11 protein-coding genes and 1 pseudogene are annotated in these 18,263 nt (G+C 41.2%); all 12 read left to right on the top strand.

The features are described from left to right. On the top strand, positions 1 to 2,272 hold a 2,272-nt coding region (locus AC58QD_RS13530; protein ID WP_497333964.1), incomplete at its 5' end, for an OmpL47-type beta-barrel domain-containing protein. A 227-nt stretch (positions 2,273 to 2,499) separates the two neighbouring features. Further along, a complete protein-coding gene (locus AC58QD_RS13525) occupies positions 2,500 to 7,311 on the top strand; it encodes an Ig-like domain-containing protein (protein ID WP_497333962.1) in 4,812 nt (1,603 codons plus the stop codon). 5 nt (positions 7,312 to 7,316) lie between these two features. After that, positions 7,317 to 8,288 carry a hypothetical protein gene (locus tag AC58QD_RS13520; RefSeq protein WP_497333960.1) on the top strand — a complete coding sequence of 324 codons (972 nt, stop codon included), beginning with the start codon at positions 7,317 to 7,319 and terminating at the stop codon, positions 8,286 to 8,288. 60 nt (positions 8,289 to 8,348) lie between these two features. Further along, positions 8,349 to 8,867, top strand: coding sequence for an RDD family protein (locus AC58QD_RS13515; RefSeq protein ID WP_497333958.1), 519 nt, complete (start codon positions 8,349 to 8,351; stop codon positions 8,865 to 8,867). Positions 8,868 to 9,066: 199 nt separating this feature from the next. Then, positions 9,067 to 10,491: a hypothetical protein gene (locus AC58QD_RS13510; protein WP_497333956.1), complete on the top strand. Its 1,425-nt coding sequence runs from the start codon at positions 9,067 to 9,069 to the stop codon at positions 10,489 to 10,491. Between the two features lie 187 nt (positions 10,492 to 10,678). Continuing rightward, positions 10,679 to 10,837 (top strand): annotated as a pseudogene (locus AC58QD_RS13505) (sigma factor); the annotation flags it as partial. Between the two features lie 112 nt (positions 10,838 to 10,949). Then, complete coding sequence (locus tag AC58QD_RS13500; protein ID WP_497333998.1) at positions 10,950 to 11,126, top strand: hypothetical protein; 177 nt, start codon at positions 10,950 to 10,952, stop codon at positions 11,124 to 11,126. Further along, on the top strand, positions 11,050 to 11,217 hold the full coding sequence (locus AC58QD_RS13495) for a recombinase family protein (RefSeq protein ID WP_497333954.1): 168 nt from the start codon (positions 11,050 to 11,052) through the stop codon (positions 11,215 to 11,217). Before AC58QD_RS13500 ends, AC58QD_RS13495 begins: the two co-directional genes overlap by 77 nt. Next, positions 11,199 to 11,567 (top strand): recombinase family protein, encoded by a 369-nt coding sequence (locus AC58QD_RS13490; RefSeq protein WP_497333952.1) that lies wholly within the window; start codon positions 11,199 to 11,201, stop codon positions 11,565 to 11,567. Before AC58QD_RS13495 ends, AC58QD_RS13490 begins: the two co-directional genes overlap by 19 nt. A gap of 25 nt (positions 11,568 to 11,592) precedes the next feature. After that, entirely contained in the window at positions 11,593 to 12,531 is a 939-nt protein-coding gene (locus AC58QD_RS13485) for a recombinase family protein (RefSeq protein WP_497333996.1), read from the top strand. 602 nt (positions 12,532 to 13,133) lie between these two features. Beyond that, positions 13,134 to 14,834: a hypothetical protein gene (locus AC58QD_RS13480; protein ID WP_497333950.1), complete on the top strand. Its 1,701-nt coding sequence runs from the start codon at positions 13,134 to 13,136 to the stop codon at positions 14,832 to 14,834. 8 nt (positions 14,835 to 14,842) lie between these two features. After that, positions 14,843 to 18,214 carry a hypothetical protein gene (locus AC58QD_RS13475; protein WP_497333948.1) on the top strand — a complete coding sequence of 1,124 codons (3,372 nt, stop codon included), beginning with the start codon at positions 14,843 to 14,845 and terminating at the stop codon, positions 18,212 to 18,214. The last annotated feature ends 49 nt before the right edge of the window (positions 18,215 to 18,263 follow it).

The raw sequence follows: 18,263 nt of genomic DNA, 5'->3' as shown, positions 1-18,263 counted from the left end.
CACAACGGCTTGGTCCAGTACGAATGTAACCGCAACCCTAACGTCAGGAACGGATAGCGGAAGCGGCGTACAGAAGAGCCAATACAAACTGGGAGCCGCAGGGACGTGGACGGATTACTCCGCACCTATTGCGATAAACGTTGAAGGTCAAACAACTGTGTACGCCAGGACAATGGACAATGTGGGGAATATCAGTGCTGAAGCGAGTGCCATTGCTATGGTGGATAAGACTCTGCCTAATGCCCCTGTAGTGAGATTAGACTCAATTACTGGGGGAACAGCGTTATTGAAGTGGGACCCCTCTAGCGACAATTTGGGTTTAGCTGGTTATGAAGTATGGAACGATTCAACCTTTAATACTACTCTATCCGCAGCAAGCATTCAGTTTGCTGTCACTGGTGTGACCGATAGCACATGGTATTCCTATTCAATTAAAGCCAAAGATCAGGCGGGAAATATATCCGCAGCCACCACGATTCAATTCGATAGGTATGAGCCGAATGATACCATCGCAAATGCATACTCCGTAACGGCGAGCACTTCCGTTCATTCGTATTTGCTGGTGAATGGAGACAAGGACATGTATCGTTTCCAAGCTTCGGCTACGGGGAAGCTGTCCATTAGTCTGAATTCAACAATGGCGTATTCGGTTCGCTTGTACTCGAGCAATGGAACAACCGTGTTGGCTTCTAGCACAATCTCCAACGGGCAGGCGACGATTCAATCGCATGTGGATAGTAATTCGGTCTATTATCTTGAGGTTTCAGCTTTTTCAGGCATCTATGGACTTGAGCCTTACAATTTAGCTCTCGGAAATATTGAAGCCTATCAACCTACTCAGACCTTTTTAACAGATACCGATGAGCCTAATAATACAGTCAATAATGCAACAACTGTAACCTTGCTCTCGACTAAGGCTTCGTATTTATCTTATTCCGGTGATCAGGATTATTACAAGGTCATTGCGATTAGCAGTGGCAAGCTGACGGTAGGCCTTCTTCCGCCATCTGGGAAAACATTTAAGTTGGATATCTATGGCCCGGACGGGTCTACGTTGCTCGCAACTGCCAATGGTGGGAATATCAATGGCCTGAGTGTTAACGTGCAACAAGGCTCTTCCTTTTACTTGAAAGTATATGGAGCGACTTCAGCAGACTACTCTAGCGAGAGCTACACACTTAATCTTAACTCAATCAATCCGGATACGAACGAACCTGGCAATGATAACCGAGATACAGCGCCCTTATTGAATTTCGGCTCCACTGTTCAAAGTTATATCTCTTATGCCAATGATCTGGATTATTATCGTATCGTCGGAGGAAGCCTGAAAGGTCGAGCTACTCTGCAATTAACCATGCCCTCCGGTAAACAGTATGCACTCCGAGTCTATCGAGCCAATGGGAACCAATTGTCGGGTGTGGATACGAGTATGCCTTTAATAAATAAGGCTATGTTAGATCTGGATGCGAACGCGGTTTACTATGCACAAGTGGTTGGAGTGAGCAATCAAGATGTAGATCTCATTAACAAATACACCTTGACATTAGGAACGCTTCAAGCTCAAAACGATGAACCTAACGATAGTTATGAGCAAGCGACCAGTCTTACTCCTGGATTGTCCTACTCAAGCAAGCTTGACATCACGGGGGATATAGACTTTTACAGCTTTACAGCCAACACAACAGGGCGCACAATGGTTTCTCTTCAAAGCGCTACTGGAAAGGACTACAACTTAGATGTATACAATGCGGATGGGAATCGACTACAGGCGATCAATCGTCATGTTGGAGGGATTGAACAAGCAAGTCTGCCCGTTGAGAGTGGTAAAAAGTATTACATCCGAATATCGGGTGCAGGACCAGAGGATTATTCGTTATTAAACACGTATACCGTCGAAATAAGCAGTGTGATTACGGATACCAATGAACCCTATAACGACACGATAAGTATGGCTACTCCTATAACAATGGGTCAGAGTATATCATCCCGATTATCTGCCCCCGGTGATCAAGATTATTACACCTTTGTCAAGGGAAGTTCCACGGGAACGGTCCAGGTGCAACTCAATGTTTCGGCCATTCCAACTGGCAAGAACTATGAACTTGAAGTATATGATAGCAGCGGAAATCGTTTGATTAGGAACAAGAACGGTGCAGGCCAGAATGAGAATATAACCTTTCAAGCGGCCGCGAATACGCAATATTATATCTTGGTTTATGGAGCCAGTTCCACGGACTTCGATACGGCCACGTATTCGATATCTGTTTGGTGAACTTGAGGTTGCAAGGAAGAAGGAAGAATCTATTAACCGGATCGGGTGATAATATAGTGATCAACCATTTTATGAAAATAAAGTTTAAGCGACGAGTTTCAGTACTACTATTATTGATGCTGATAATGCAAGTGATTACACCGATATTCCCGATAAGCACAACCTATGCTGAGAACGTTTACTCAGACCCTGGTCCTGCTCCGAATTGTGGTTCAGGAACTGCCGAGTTGGAAAGTATATGGCAAAGTTCGGAGGGCGATACCCATTATTATTTGACATCATGGGTTTGCTGGTACAATGATTACTCTCCTCCACAACCTTCTCCTGATTGCACCGGGGAAAGCAATTGGAATTATAGTTCTAACTATGTACATTACTTTATAACCACTTGGACTTGTCCGACACCGACGCCAACACCGACACCGACACCGACACCGACACCGACACCGACACCGACGCCAACACCGACACCGACACCGACACCACCAACACCAATGCTTCCCAGTCTGTACGTATATTCTCTGGATGACAATGACGAGTTCGTTAGTGGCACTACCGACGGCAGTAGTGTCAAAGTTTTCAAGTCCGGAATCCAAATTGGGAGTGCAACGGTCAGCGGTAATTTCAGTGTTGGAATTCCGCCACAACCTGCCGGTACTTCTTTGCAAGTTGTGGCATACAACTCCGGACAACAGAAGTCTGAAACTCGAATTGTAGCGTCCGCTCCTCTACTGCAGAATGTGAACAACGTAGACAGTAACGACGTGAAGGTAACTGGATATACAAGTGGGTCTAATGTAACCATATATCGTCTGGTTGCCGGCCAGTACATAGAAATTACACAACTGAATAGCGGCGGCTCTTTTGAGGTGACCATCCCGTCGCAGACGCCGGGAACTCAACTGAAGATTACCGCCAGAGATGCCTCCGGCAACGATACATCCATTTATCGCAATGTGTTGACAGCACCGACCCTAACTATTAAACCGATTGGATCATCATCGGTAAATGTAACGGGCACCTCAACAGGCTACCACATTTATGTGTACGCAAATGGAAATCTAGCCAACCAGATCGCACAAGGCATCGTGAGTAACAATAGTTTTAATATACCTATCGATCCTTTTCCACAGGGCAGTCAATTGACAGTCAAAGCAACCAGCTATGATGGGAGAGCCGATACTTCACAAACCATTGCAGTACAAGGTGTGCCCGCTATACTGTTGAATCCGGTAGATGTGAACGATACGACCGTCGAAGGTACGACAGAAGGTACCAACATACATGTGTACAGTAATGGCGTTCCTTTGACCTCTGTTAGTGCAAGCAATGGAAATTACTCGGCATCAATTCCACCGCAACCTCTAGGTGCTAACATTGTGGTGCAGGCAGTCGATGTGCATGGAATTTCAGGATATGCCAGTCGTACTGTCTTATCAGCACCGACTCTATCAATCGACCCAATCGATACGGACGATTTGGTCATTACAGGGAGTTCCAATGCACAGCATGCCTATCTGGAGGATGCGAACAGGAATGTGCTAGGCTATGCTTCCATTATTGACGAAAGCTTTAGCATGTCGTTAACCAGTACGATCAGCTTGGGGACCACGATCTATATTCGTGTTGAAACGACGGAAGGTGCAAACACGAGATCTAATAAGACCGTGACGACTACCACCCTGGTGAATAAGATTGATAGTAATGATATAGAGATATCCGGTACCTCTACCCCCAACAGGTTCGTGGAGGCGGTTGATGCTGCTGAAGTTGTAATTGGTTCAGGATTAGTCGCGACGAATGGCTCATTTAAATTCCCGATAAGTCCTCAATCAGCAGGTTCTGTAGTGAAAGTGAGAGTCTTTGATCACGCGGATACTCTGAAAACAGTACTTACCGCTCCTGTATTGAATGTAAATCCCGTATACAAGAACTCTAATAAGATTTCGGGTACTTCAACCGGCCATACGGTGGAACTCTCCATCAATAACGTTCTGACTTGGACGGGAGCCGTCTCGAACGAAACCTTCAATATTCCTATTCCAAAGCAGGAAGCCGGTACTCATATTTTAGTTCGCACATATAATAATGCCGATTTGAGCGACACGATTAGAACGAGAGTAGTAGAAACAACGCTGGATTACGGCGAAGGCACGATTGGCCCCGGAACGCCAACACCGGGAAATACGAATCTAAGCTGTACGATCGCGGATGCCGAGTTTAACGATGTTGAGAGCGGAGCACGGGAACTGCCCATGGACGGCTCGGTGAATCAAGCACGCATTGCTTGCAAGCAGGATGTGGACTACTTCTACTTCGACACTGGGAGCCATAGCGGACCTGTCACAGTGCTGATGAAGCCACCGGGGATCGATCTGGACATGCAGGTATACAAAGCGGGCACAACGCCAACTTCCGCCGACACGTCCCAACAACCGGCAAATACGGAAGAAGTCTTGGTCAAGACCGTAAACGTCAATGAGCGTTACTACATCAAGGTGTATTCACCTTCCAGTTCTGCGAGCAGCGATATCCCTTACGAATTGCGTATCACGACGCAGGATATGTGGACACCTGGAATACCTGCAGGAGTGTTGGCCGTTTGGGATAATGCGAACTGGAGCAACAACGGGAAATGGGCGTCAACCGATTGGACGGATGTGCCTACGGGAACCGCAGGCGTACTCGCGGATATTAATGACTATTGGGCAAGTGAATCCGATTATCTGCAGGAACTGATTGCCAATGGGGCGCCAGATGTACAAGCGTGGGCAGAGGAACAATTCAAGTGGGAGAGCCAGCGCGTCTATCTGATTACGCTGACCGTAACCGGGAATGAAGGCCAGGTGGCCTGGGCGAATCAACAGTTGTATCTGGTGAACGAGCTATTGTATGGGAACGAAGGGAACCAGGCTTGGGCCAAAAGTGTTCTGGAACTGCAAAAGCAACAAGCGGAATACCAATGGATCTACGATAACGGGTCGGATGCCGATGAGCGGGCGCGCGCCGGAGAGAAAGTAAACACGATCGGTGTGATCCTGAGTCCTTATACAAGTGACGAAGAAAAAGCAGCAGCATCGGAACGACTGCATTGGCTGGACATCCGAGACTACATGTTGCATGTTGTCGAGACGAGCGAAGACCCGGGAGCCCAGTCGTGGGCGCGAGATCGGCTGTACCTGATCGACCTGATATTGAACGGCAATGATGGGCAACGAATCTGGGCAAAGACGCGATGGAACCTGCTGGAGATTCTGGCGAACGGGACAGAAGCGGAGAAAGCGCAAGCGCAGCATGAATTGAACGTGATGGACGGGAAGGTATTCGTGAATCCTTCACCCCCTGAAAGCGGAGTAATTTTAACCTCGCCAGTCTCTAGTGTGTGCAATACGAGCCAATGTCAGGAAGTAGTATACGAGCTGCAACTTCGGTCGAGCTACGAGGTGGAGGTTAGCCAAATTCAGAACCTGCTCGCTTCCTGTACCGATCCATCCTGTACGATGGAGATGAGTCAGGCACTAGAAGCCTTGAACAATCGGTACACGACACGGACGCTTACGAACACGGTGAACGATATCGCCAACAGCTATGGGAACAGCCCAACGAGTGTGACAAGCGCGAACAGCACGAGCGTGACGATGAGCAGCATCCTGGACAGCATCGTGAAGCTGAGCGGGAAGTTTGGGCAAGGGCTGTGGGAAGGCTTCAAGGGATATGTGACGGACCTGTGGTCGTTGATCTGGAACATGAAGGATACACTCAAGGGACTGATGGCATTCTTCGATCCACTGATCGAATTTGTGAAGAGTGGATTTGACTTGAATGTGATGAAAGATTTCCTTGACGCCATTGCGGACGGACTGCTGAGTGAGTTCGAAGGCATCTGGAATAGAGTGAAGACGGGCGCGGCGCTGACTGTGGTGTTCTACGAGCTGGGGAAATTCTTCGGGGCGAAAGTAGCGGAATATCTGGGGGGATCGACAGCGAAGATCGCAGAGTTCGCCCTGAAGGTGAAAAATATTCTGAAGCTGAAGAAGCTGAGCGCTGGCATCTGTAATTGCTTCACGGCGGGAACCAAGGTTGTGACGCAAGACGGGGAGAAGGCGATTGAGCACGTACAACTGGGAGACTTTGTACTGGCGAAGAACCCGGACACAGGCGAAATGGCGTACAAGGAAGTTGATCTGCTGTTCCAGAAGGAGATTACGGAGTCGTGGAACATTATCGTTGGTGATGAAGTAATTACGACGACGGACGAGCATCCATTCTGGATCAAGGGCAAAGGCTGGGTTGTTGCGAAGGACCTCGTGGTTGGCGACTTGTTCGAGACGAGCGATGGCTCGTACTTGGCGGTTGACAAGATTGAGGTTAAGGAGCAGCATACGACGGTTTACAACTTCCGGGTTAAGGACTTTCATACGTATTATGTTTCAAATTTGAAGATTTTGACGCATAATAGTAATTGTCCGAATTTTGATCAGTTCATGATTAACATGAAAGGACAGCCGAAAGAAATTCAAATTGATACCGCAAAAAATATTGATTACTCTGCGCTGAACATTACAGAAATGAACAAGTTGATTAAGAGCGGGTTCTACGGTAATCCAGATGCACAATTTGAGGCATTGTCCAAAGCGGGCTTTCTCTATAGTGATCGGATGTGGGATTTCCCTGCGACGGATCGGGGGAATTACATTGAACTACATCTAAGTAAGACGGAGTATAAGGATTGGTGGAATATCGGTCAGCTGAGTGAAGGTTACTTTCAGACGATAGATTTTCATCTAGGCATAAGGGTAATAAGTTTGAAATCCCTAGATCCGAGTACATCGTCATATGCTGGATATGCTGCGACGAACAAGGTAATTAATTACATTGATGAATTAGATCGAGACATTACTGTAGATGGCGAAACAGCTGAGAAGATACTAAATCTTAGAATTCCAAAAGGAACAAAGGATCGTTTTGATATGCAAACAATAATTAGTTATGCTAATGACCCCGACGTAAATATTATTGTTGAGATTGAGGAGTATTAATGAATATGTCAGAGTTAAATTTTGAGATAATTATAAGTAATGAAATCGTTAGCGAATCTATAGTTGAAGTACTTTTTAAGAATTTCAAATTGTTTAACCCCCTCAGTATGAGGGGGTCAACTCTAACGAGTGCCAATCTAGTCCCATTTAATGAAAGTAAATTCTATAAAGGAATTAGAAAAGAATTTGAGAAAAAAAATAGGTTCATTTTTGCTATTGAGGCAGATAGGCAATTTTTCATATTTAAAAAAAGCATTAGCAGCAGTATGATTACCGGAAGAATAAAAACGAATTTTAACCAAGGTGCAGTAAATATTATAATACAATACGTAAATGAAGTTATGCAGAAATATAGTGGTATTGTATCGTTCATTAATACCGCTGAAGATAACTTTTGGCAAAATAATACCGACACTCAGTATTTTGAAGTAAAGAATAAAAGCCTAGAAAACTATAAGGTAATTCCTAAGCCGATGTTTCCTGACAAAGTGATTGTTGATCTAGAGGCAAATCCAGGTCATAATCACTATTCAGATGGTGCCTGGTTTGGTTCGAATTGGATGATGTGGTTTGGTAGAGAATATTTCAAATTCATACCTAAAAAAGTGCTTACAACATTTAAAGACTGCTTTGAGAACGTAGAATTACAAGAGGATATTATACGAATAAAGCTTTATGAAGACGTCTGGGATTACGAGCTCCTTGAAAATCGTGAGAAACAATGGGCGTTTAGAAAATGGACAGGTATTGATGAAGTGGCTCATGCTCTCATGAAGCAGCCCAAAATAATTGATGACCCTGCGATCCGTATTGAAACGGCAGAACACTGTCAGCATGGTGGAATAAGACGCATTACCTATTATTTCAATAGTGAGGATGAAGTGGTATCCAGATCTAAAGCGGAAGTCAGTAAGACATATGAGTTTGATCAGCACGGTAACGTTCTCTGGTCTGCGGAGGAAATAATGAAGAAATAAGTATTACAGAGTAAGGTGCGGACGGGATCAAGTCCTCCCACAATAACGGAGTGAATAAAATTGCCAATTGAGCAAATCGTATCCAATTACCGCTTTAGCATGATCGCAAGACGCTGGGCAGCGTTATGGATTGACGGAGTTATCCTGCTTGCTTTTCTCGCTATTCCAGCATTGTCTTTAAGCGAAGACACCTATCATAATACCGTCTGGCTGTGGTGCATCAGCATGTTTTCCTATCAATTTGTGCTAGAAGGTCTATTGGGTTGGACAATCGGAAAGCTATTAATGAAAATCCGAGTAGTCAACGCAAAAGGCAAACCTCCAGGATTATTTCGATCACTCATACGTAATATCTTACGTCTAATCGAAGCGAATCCCATCCTGTTTGGTGGCGGTTTAGCTGGCATTGTAGCGCTTCTATCCAAGAAACGGCAACGCGTAGGGGATATGCTGGCAAAGACCTATGTGGTGATGCGGGATGATGTGGACAAGATCACACCACCAGAGGAATCCCCGGATGCGGAACCAAGCTTCGTAAACGTTGTGAAGTCAATTCAAGACCCCGAAGTCGCTACGTAATTGTAAAAGCCGCAGCAAGCGAACGAAGCTTGCATGCGGCTTTTTTGTAGTTTGACACCATCGTATCTCCCGAATCCGGTTGAAATGCCCACCATTTCGTAAACACATATCTCAATCGACCCGTCCAAACTGCTGAGAATACGGAAGAAATCTTGGTCAAGACCGTAAACGTCAATGAGCGTTACTACATCAAGGTGTATTGCAGGCGGATATTAATGACTATTGGGCAAGTGAATCCGATTATCTGCAGGAACTGATTGCCAATGGGGCGCCAGATGTACAAGCGTGGGCAGAGGAACAATTCAAGTGGGAGAGCCAGCGCGTCTATCTGATTACGCTGACCGTAACCGGGAATGAAGGCCAGGTGGCCTGGGCGAATCAACAGTTGTATCTGGTGAACGAGCTATTGTATGGGAACGAAGGGAACCAGGCTTGGGCCAAAAGTGTTCTGGAACTGCAAAAGCAACAAGCGGAATACCAATGGATCTACGATAACGGGTCGGATGCCGATGAGCGGGCGCGCGCCGGAGAGAAAGTAAACACGATCGGTGTGATCCTGAGTCCTTATACAAGTGACGAAGAAAAAGTAGCAGCCTCGGAACGTCTGCATTTGCTGGACATCCGAGACTACATGTTGCATGTTGTCGAGACGAGCGAAGAACCAGATGCTCAGTCGTGGGGCAGGGATCGGCTGTACCTGATCGACCTGATATTGAACGGCAATGATGGGCAACGAATCTGGGCAAAGACGCGATGGAACCTGCTGGAGATTCTGGCGAACGGGACAGAAGCGGAGAAAGCGCAAGCGCAGCATGAATTGAACGTGATGGATGGAAAGGTATTCGTGAATCCTCCACCCCCTGAAAGTGGAATGATTCTAACCTCGCCAATCTCTAGTGCGTGCAATACGAGCCAATGTAATGAAGTAGTTTACGAGCTGCAGTTGCGGTCGAGCTACGAGGCGGATTATGGCGGGTTACAGCAACTGCTTGCATCCTGCGGGGTTAATGCCGCGTGTACGATGGAGGCGGAACAGGCGTTAGCTGCATTAGAAAACCGCTATACAACGAGAACGGTCACCTTAACGGCGAACGATATTGCTAACAGTTACGGGAATAGTCCAACGAGTGTGACGAGCGCGAATAGCACTGATAAAACGATGGAGAACATCCTGAACAGTATTGTAAAGCTGAGCGGGAAATTCGCACTAGGGTTATGGGAAGGGTTTAAGAACCACTTTACGAGTATGTGGTCGCTGATCTGGAACATGAAGGACACAATCTCGGGAATGATGGCGTTCTTCGATCCGCTGATTGAATTCGTGAAAAGCGGATTTGATATGAATGTAATGAAGGATTATCTGGCGGCAATCAGTGAAGGACTCCTGAGTCAATTCGAAGGTATCTGGAACAGCGTGAAAACGGGAGTAGCGTTAACGACGGTGTTTTACCAACTAGGAAATTTCTTTGGAGAAAAAATCGGGGAGTACATCATTGGTGGAGCGGGAGCGACGATTGCGAAGCTGGCTCTGGATGTGAAGGATATCCTGAAGTTGAAAAAGCTGAGCGCGGGAATATGTAATTGCTTCACCGTGGGGGACCAAGGTTGTGACTCAAGACGGTGAACGTTCCATCGAGCAAGTTAAATTAGGTGACTTCGTCTTAGCGAAGAATCCCGACACGGGCGAGATGTAGATTGGAAGCATATATTTGCTGCTGCAAACTTATGGGTTAAGTAATATCCTCTAAATAAAGTTTTAAACTAATGAGGGTCGCATATCACGGCAACAATTTTTTACATCGGTTTGTGTTCACATCGTCAAGAAGTTTGACAATACTGGAGAGGACCTGGAAGACCTGATCTCGATCGGAACGATCGGGTTAATTAAAGCGATCGAGTCCTTTTCACCGGACAAAGGAACGAAGCTCGCCACATTCGCGGCACGCTGTATTGAAGACGAGATTCTAATGTCAGAAGGGTGCATAGCTGAAACCACCATAACAAGCCTCCAATATGTTACTGCATGAGGACTAGGACAATCTTTAGTCTTCGTATAGTGGTAACGTAAAGGAGGCTTGTTGCATGGAGATACGAATTCACGAAGGTGAATATTCCAAGGAGGCTCGTTCAAATGCTTACAAATACCTGAAGGAAGTGTACAGGAGGGAGAAGCTGAACGGCGATGGCGGACGCAATTTACGGAAGGGTGTCAACAGAAGAACAGGCAAAGAGCGGATACAGCCTAAGCGAACAGACTAGGGCTTGTAGAAGTAAAGTACGATCAGGCGTAGAAGTAATCGAATATATTGACGAGGGCGTGTCTGGAGAGTTTTGGATCGACCAGCTCTAACCAGGTTAAGAAATGATGTGCGGGATGGACTAATAGAAAGAGTCATCTGCTTAGATCCAGACCGGCTTTCCCGTAAACTTATGAACCAGTTGATCGTTTCGGAAGAGCTTGAGAAAAGAGCAGAACTAGTTTTCGTTAACGGAGAATACGCGCGTACTCCAGAAGGGATGCTCTTTTATCAGATGAGGGGCGCCATTGCGGAGTTTGAAAAAGCAAAAATCAATGAACGTATGTCTCGTGGCAGAAGAGAAAAAGCCCGCCAGGGCAAAGTTCTGAGAGATTTTCAAATCTACGGATATGACTATGACGCTGAATCTGAGCAGCTGATTATAAACGAATACGAATCTTGAGCTCTTTACAAATTCGGTAGAATGGATAAAGGGTATTAACGGCATAGCAAAATACTTAACCGGTCAAGGAGTGCCTACCAAACGAAACGCAACTCAATGGCATAGGCAAGTAGTCAGACAAGTCATCATGAATAGAGCCTACATTGGGGAATTTTATCAGAACAGATGGAACACAGAGGGTATGCTCGGTAATCAATATCGGAGCGATGAGGACAAAGTGAAAATGAAGCTGCGCTCCAGAGACGAATGGATTCTTGTTCTGAGTCCACCAATTATCAGTGATGAACAATTCATGTTAGCACAGAAGTTGCTCGAACAGTCACGCCGCCTTTGGAGCGGTGTAAAGAAAAATAGTTATTTATTGAGCGGTTTGGTGCGTTGTGCAGACTGCCATAACACGTTAACCGGACGGAAAAGTAAAAATTGGGGGAAATATGTACTGGAGTATAGTGATATTAAGAATACTGCTGGCGCTAAACATAACGGTTGCGGCAATCGGATCAGCTGTGAAAAGCTCGATGAGATCGTATGGGATACCGTCTCAGGATGGCTAAAGAATCCGGAGGAGATTGCAGCGACAAAAGATGAAGAAGGAGAGCAAATCCCTTTTGAGTTAGCTGAGATCCAGCGAATCGAACAAGAACTCGAGAAGATCAAAAACGGAAGACAACGGCTAATAAACATCCTAATGGAGGAAGACTTCGGGGTAGATGATGTACGTGACAAGATAAAAGAGCTTAAGCAGAAAGAGGAGCAGCTTAGAGCTCAGAAGCAACAACTTGAAGAGAGAATAAATATTGAAGAGAACGATAAAATCAGCTTCAACATTATCCAAGAAGCCTCCGAGTATTATTTATTATCTGATAAGGAATTAACATTTGATCTGAAGCAGGATTTATTACGTAAGGTAATCCGTGAAATTCGCGTGAGTAAGGATTTGCAAGTTGATATCTTTACATTTTAATAAATTTCATTGAAGGGAACCAGATTTCGGTTCCCTTTTTTGTCGCGTTATTAAACTATTTTGAACAGAACCTTCAGCAATTCCGTATCATTTATCACGAGATAATAGTTGTAGGTTCAATGACGAGAAATTTTTATTATTACAGGAATATTTTAACTTTAAGTCGAATTAGTTAATATCAAAAACTGTTCGAAGATTTTATCGAGGGACACCATACAAAACCAATCTCGGAAATGGCTGGTGAATACCACGCCAAGATTGAGGATATTGGTTGGTTTGCTCAAGTTGCCATCGTATGCTTCACCGTAAACGTCCATGGCTTAAAATGAAGGAGTTAAAAGGCTTGTTGAGTACATGAAAAATATATTTTATTTTAAAAAAGTTGGTATGGGCTGGCGCCAGTTATGCAGAAACCTGCTTACTGGCGCTTTTTATTTTACGCAATACATTTGGAAGAAAGTCCTCTCTCGCTACTTTAGTATCGATTACTGGAAGAAATATGCAATAATTATGGATTTATTTGTTGAATTTTGGAAGAAAAAAAGGGATTGGGTTATTGTTTGTAGAATTAGTTTTGTATTTACTTAAGAGGGGTATGAAACATGGTTGAATTTAAATTACTCGAACATTGTTTTACAGATAGAAGTATTATTCCCGATTTTAATTTTCATGCTGAACAATCACATTCGTATTCTATCCTAAGGTTACAATGTCAAGCTGAGATAAGCGCCGCTGCCGACAAGGGTCCGACAATAGCGTCACCAAGACATAGAGAATTTTGCAAAAATTCACTTATAGAAGCGAATTCCCAGAATGCAGATTTATTGATCACTCCTGAATATTCTTTTCCGATGGAATTAGTTGAGGAAATATTAGATAACGATCATCTAAAACCGTCAGAAAAAAAACTGTGGTGTCTATCTTGTCAGGGTGAAATGACTAATAAGTTTTTTGAATACATCACTTTATGGGAAAGTAAAGGCGCACTAGTAATAAAAGACTCAATTAATCAACCCGTTTACTCTAGTCAATTTGTAGGTTGTCTAATTTATTTATTCCGATTAAACGATAATCGGATGTGTTTGGTTCCGCAACTTAAAACGCATGCAATGTCCGATCCGAATTTTTATTGTGAGGGAAGTGGACTTACTTTAGGAAAGACAATTTTTGTTTTCGGTGGTAATAGCCAAAATAAATTACTATCCATTATTTGTGCTGATTCATTGAACCAGAACATTAATAGGACCAATATTTTTACAAGTGGAAATAGCGGAACAATCTTGCTCCATCCACAACTAAATACCGAACCTAGAAATCCTTCTTTTTCATCGTTAAGAAGGGATTTGTATGACCAAATGCAAGGAAACAATTTAACTTACATTTCAGCAAACTGGTCTTGTGACACAAACATTGTGTTACCAAGTGGTAAGAAACTGAAAATAAAGACACCTTGGTCTTGCATTTATAATAAAAACTTGCATGTTGAAATGCTACAGGGTAAATACAAAATTCTAATCAGTGAAAATTATGACCAAGGTTTAGGCTATTGCTACTGGTCAAAGAAAAAAGTTAACATCTGGTACTCTGTAAAATTAGAGAACGCTCAGCTTATCAGGATCAGAAAACATGGACAAGCAGGTTTCAATGTAACAGAACCGAGTGAAATAAAAGCAGTTAAATATTATGAAATAGATGATAGAGGACTATTAAAATGTTTAAATAAGGTACCTGAAGAAGATAATTTAAAAGCTAAATTTGAAGAGATAGATACGGTAATAAATAATCCAGCATATTCTTTCCCAGTTGATGTTAAAGAATTTAGAGATTACTTTTTTGGTCTGTGTTTCGGGCATCTTGAGAAGGGTCAACTCATAGCAAATGAAAATGAAATATGTGACAGACTTGCCGTGCATATTGATGAAGAATGTGAAGTGTATAGGGGGAAACTCGCAGAAAATTACATTAAATTGATAAAATGCGTAAGAGATAAGCTTCCAGAACACCTTTCAGATTTAAAAAATGAACATGAATTTGAATTGTCCCAAAACTATAAGTATTTCAATTTATTTTCAAAAGGTACTCCTGATAATAAAGGGGCATATGTTGCTTTTAATTTTGATTTCCAAGATGCAAAACAAGCAGTAGAGTATGCAAAACGTGCTATTGATTTGGATAAGCATAATAGAATTTGTGTGTTTACATATAAGCCTGGAGATATTGATATTTCATACTACCCACAATTAGATACTACAATTTCAGCTGTTTCAAGAATTAGAGAAATGACCCAAATTAACAGGGGGTAAAAATGAATATGTTTAACATTAAAGATGTTTTAAACAAAAATGATTTTTCATTGATTGACACTCACAAGATATCCAACGCAATCATTTTTGATGTGTTAAATATAAATGTGGATTTTATGGAGTATGAGAAGTATTTATCTTTTTATGAAGTCGATTATGTAGTTAAAGATAATCCAGTAAGTAAGTATTTTTTTGTTCCCATTAGCTTGGACTTATTTCTTGAAATATCTAGAACTAATGAAATTTATAGCAATTTTGAGATTAAATTCATTGAACCCATCTTTTTTAAAGTGCATGGGGATTTAAGTTGGAACATATACTTTATATTCATACTAAATAACGATGATTTCATGATGCTTAATCAACTGAATAAAGGAATTGTGGAAAATAGTAAGCAGTATGCTCGTAAAATTGTAATAACAGATTCATTAATTCAAAATAATGTTCCTGTTTCCCAGATTAATGAGATACCTTCTGAAACAACTGACCTTCCTGATCCCAAGATTGACTGGTTTAGAGAACTAGAAAAAAACAATTTGCTCTTTTGCTTTGAAAAGTTTTCTAATAAAAGTGTTAATGATTATTTGTCCGGATCAAGCAAGGGGGTGAAACCCAATCTGGATCTAGATTTATTCTCTAAGGAAGAAAATTATAGCTCATCAGATATTAGTAATACTGAGGTTGAAGAAATATCATTTGGCAGCAAGTATAGAAATCATTGTTTCAAAGAAGGGACTAACATAAATTTTGCTTCTGTCAACTTACTGCAGGGTGCAAACGGATCTGGAAAAACATCAATTTTAGAGGCAATAGAATTGCTCTTTACTGGTGATATACAGAGAGAAAAATTAAAATCTAAGAACAATATATCTTATGAGTGGGATGGATTTTTGAAATTTAATAACGGGAAGACGTTAATAAGTTTACCTGATAATTTAGAGAAAAAAAATCGCGAAAGCGTATTTTATAAGAATCGTGAGAAGCGAATATCTAGAATAAATGAAGCGTTTCATCAATACAATTATTTTTCGTCAGAGGCTGTACATACTTTTTGTTTTGGTGATCAGCCTGATTACAAAACTGAATTTTCCAGAATTATTTTTGGAGAAGATTTGGCAAAAGTACAAGACAATTGGGTTCGTTACTATGATGAATTTATGGAAAGAAACTCCAAGATAGTCAAAGAAATTGAAACTATTAAATCTAGATTAGAGATATTCGGTAAACCATCAAACGATAATCATAATGTTTCAATTGGAGCGAAAATAGAACTGATTCAAGAATTAATTGAAATGATAAGTCTAGAGTTCAAGAAACCACAGGGAGATGAAACTTCGAATTTAATAGAGTGGTCGAAGGCTTTATATAAAAAAATATCATCGATTGATATCTATAGAGAAACAATTAACGAAATTATATCTGAAAATATTCAAGACTTAAATGGACTGCAAGCGAAAGAACAGGGTATAAAAAACAATATCCAATCGACAAAAGAACAACTAAATGAAATTCAAAGAATTGAGAGTGTATATCAAAGAAATCTCAAGGATAAAGAGGGAATAAAGAATTCACTTGAAAGTGAAATAAAAAATGTACATAAAGAATTAATTACTATGAATAAACTAATCGAAGATATGGCTCAAGTAAAGCACCTTTTCAATAAAGAGAAAATTGAGAGACGTGAAAAGAAACATCAAAAGTATCTACAGTTAAAATCACAATATGAAAAAGTGAGTAAGTTTTTCGAACGATATGGATATCTTCTCAATACACCAATTAATAATTACAAACTTGATGATTTAAATGAAAAGAAATTAAGTTTAGAGCGAAACATTCAACAAATAAAGGCTGATCAGAAAAACATTGAAGACGAAATATCAAAAATAAGTGCTAAGAACAATTATCTAGTTGAGCTTAAATCAAAAATTAAAGCTCTCGGAAGAGATTACCTTCATCAGAAACCCGATGAGCCTGTATGTCCACTCTGTGGAACAGACCATAAAGTTATTTCTACTCTTGAAGAGTTAATATTGATGGAGAATAAAACAGACAATCCCAAATTAATTGAACTAAATGTTCTAATCCAGAAACATCAAACAGCTTTAGTAAAGCTAACTTTTGATCTAAATGAATTAACTAAAGAGATCAAAATATTGGATGAAATTATGCACGCAGACAGCGCTTTGACTTTATTAGAGTTAACGCTTGATGCTCAGCAAACGGAGGATTATGAAAAAAAGTATAAAAAATTAGTTTTTGCACATGAACAGATGGAACAAATGAAAACTGATTTAGAAGTGTTAAACAGAGAGATTACTAACCTCTCAATAGAGGGTTATTCTCCAGAAAATTTAAAATTAATTTCAGAAATAATTACTAATCCTATTTTTCTCCCGAATACTGCTCAAGGATATGATTACGTTAATTATCAAACATATTTGAACAAACAGCTGGCTGAAAAGAATGAATTACTATTACCACTTAAAGAAAAATTAGAAATAAATATTAATGAACTGAATAGTGATAGTTCTGAGAACAAGAAAGTACAACAAAAAAAGCAAGAGCTTTCGGAAATTTACGAGTCGGAGTTTGTTAAGAAAAACAAAATTGATGGTTGGCTAGACACCGTTTTAAACAAACTTAGTTATGAAGGAGTAAGTATACAGAAATCTAAATCATTGAAAGACTGGGTAAGGTTTTTATTAAAGCTAGTTACCGAAAGTAAAGAATTGAATAAAGAAATGGACGACTATTCTAATTATCAACAACAACTTGAAATTAAGCGTTCGTTGGAAAATGAATTAGAAACAAATCAAGCTAACTTGACTAACTGTTTAACAGCAATATCCAGTCTTAAAAAATTAGTTAAATTAGAGAAGTATAGTGAAAATTTCATAAGAGCAAACATCAAATCAATCAGCAATCTTTTTTTGTTGCTGCATTCACCGAAGGAATTTTCAGGTTTGAAATTAAGTGACAATGGTGAACTAGTGGCGTATCGAAGTAATAAGAATTTTGATCATATACATCAATTAAGTACAGGTCAAAGAACAGCTGTAGTATTATCTGTTTTTTTCTCTTTGCACTTAAGTATGACTTCTGCGCCTAAATTTTTGTTGCTTGATGAACCTGTAGCAAATCTGGATGATTTAAATGTATTAGGACTCCTTGATTTTCTAAGACAGCTTAACATTCATAGAAATACACAAATCTTTTTTACGACTGCAAATCCTGTTGTAGCTGCGCTTTTTAGAAGGAAATTCAGCTTCCTAAGAAGTGGATTTAGAATGTATCACTTTACTCGCTTTGGTGAACAAAAGGTTGATATATCCATCAAAGAATTTGAACCAGAATCTGAAAAAGAAATAAAAATTGTTTAACTTATATATTTGGCAGTACAACTTAGTTTGTACTGCTTTTTCTTTTCTG

The sequence above is a fragment of the Paenibacillus sp. J2R1T-4 genome (genome assembly GCF_059692235.1).
This window is presented reverse-complemented; position numbering and strand designations above follow the sequence as displayed.

Excerpts from the sequence above, each read along its gene's own strand:
- AC58QD_RS13480 (WP_497333950.1), top strand. The coding sequence starts at position 13,134 with ATGGTTGAATTTAAATTACTCGAACATTGTTTTACAGATAGAAGTATT.
- AC58QD_RS13495 (WP_497333954.1), top strand. The coding sequence starts at position 11,050 with ATGGCGGACGCAATTTACGGAAGGGTGTCAACAGAAGAACAGGCAAAG.
- AC58QD_RS13520 (WP_497333960.1), top strand. The coding sequence starts at position 7,317 with ATGTCAGAGTTAAATTTTGAGATAATTATAAGTAATGAAATCGTTAGC.
- AC58QD_RS13500 (WP_497333998.1), top strand. The coding sequence starts at position 10,950 with ATGGAGATACGAATTCACGAAGGTGAATATTCCAAGGAGGCTCGTTCA.
- AC58QD_RS13475 (WP_497333948.1), top strand. The coding sequence starts at position 14,843 with ATGTTTAACATTAAAGATGTTTTAAACAAAAATGATTTTTCATTGATT.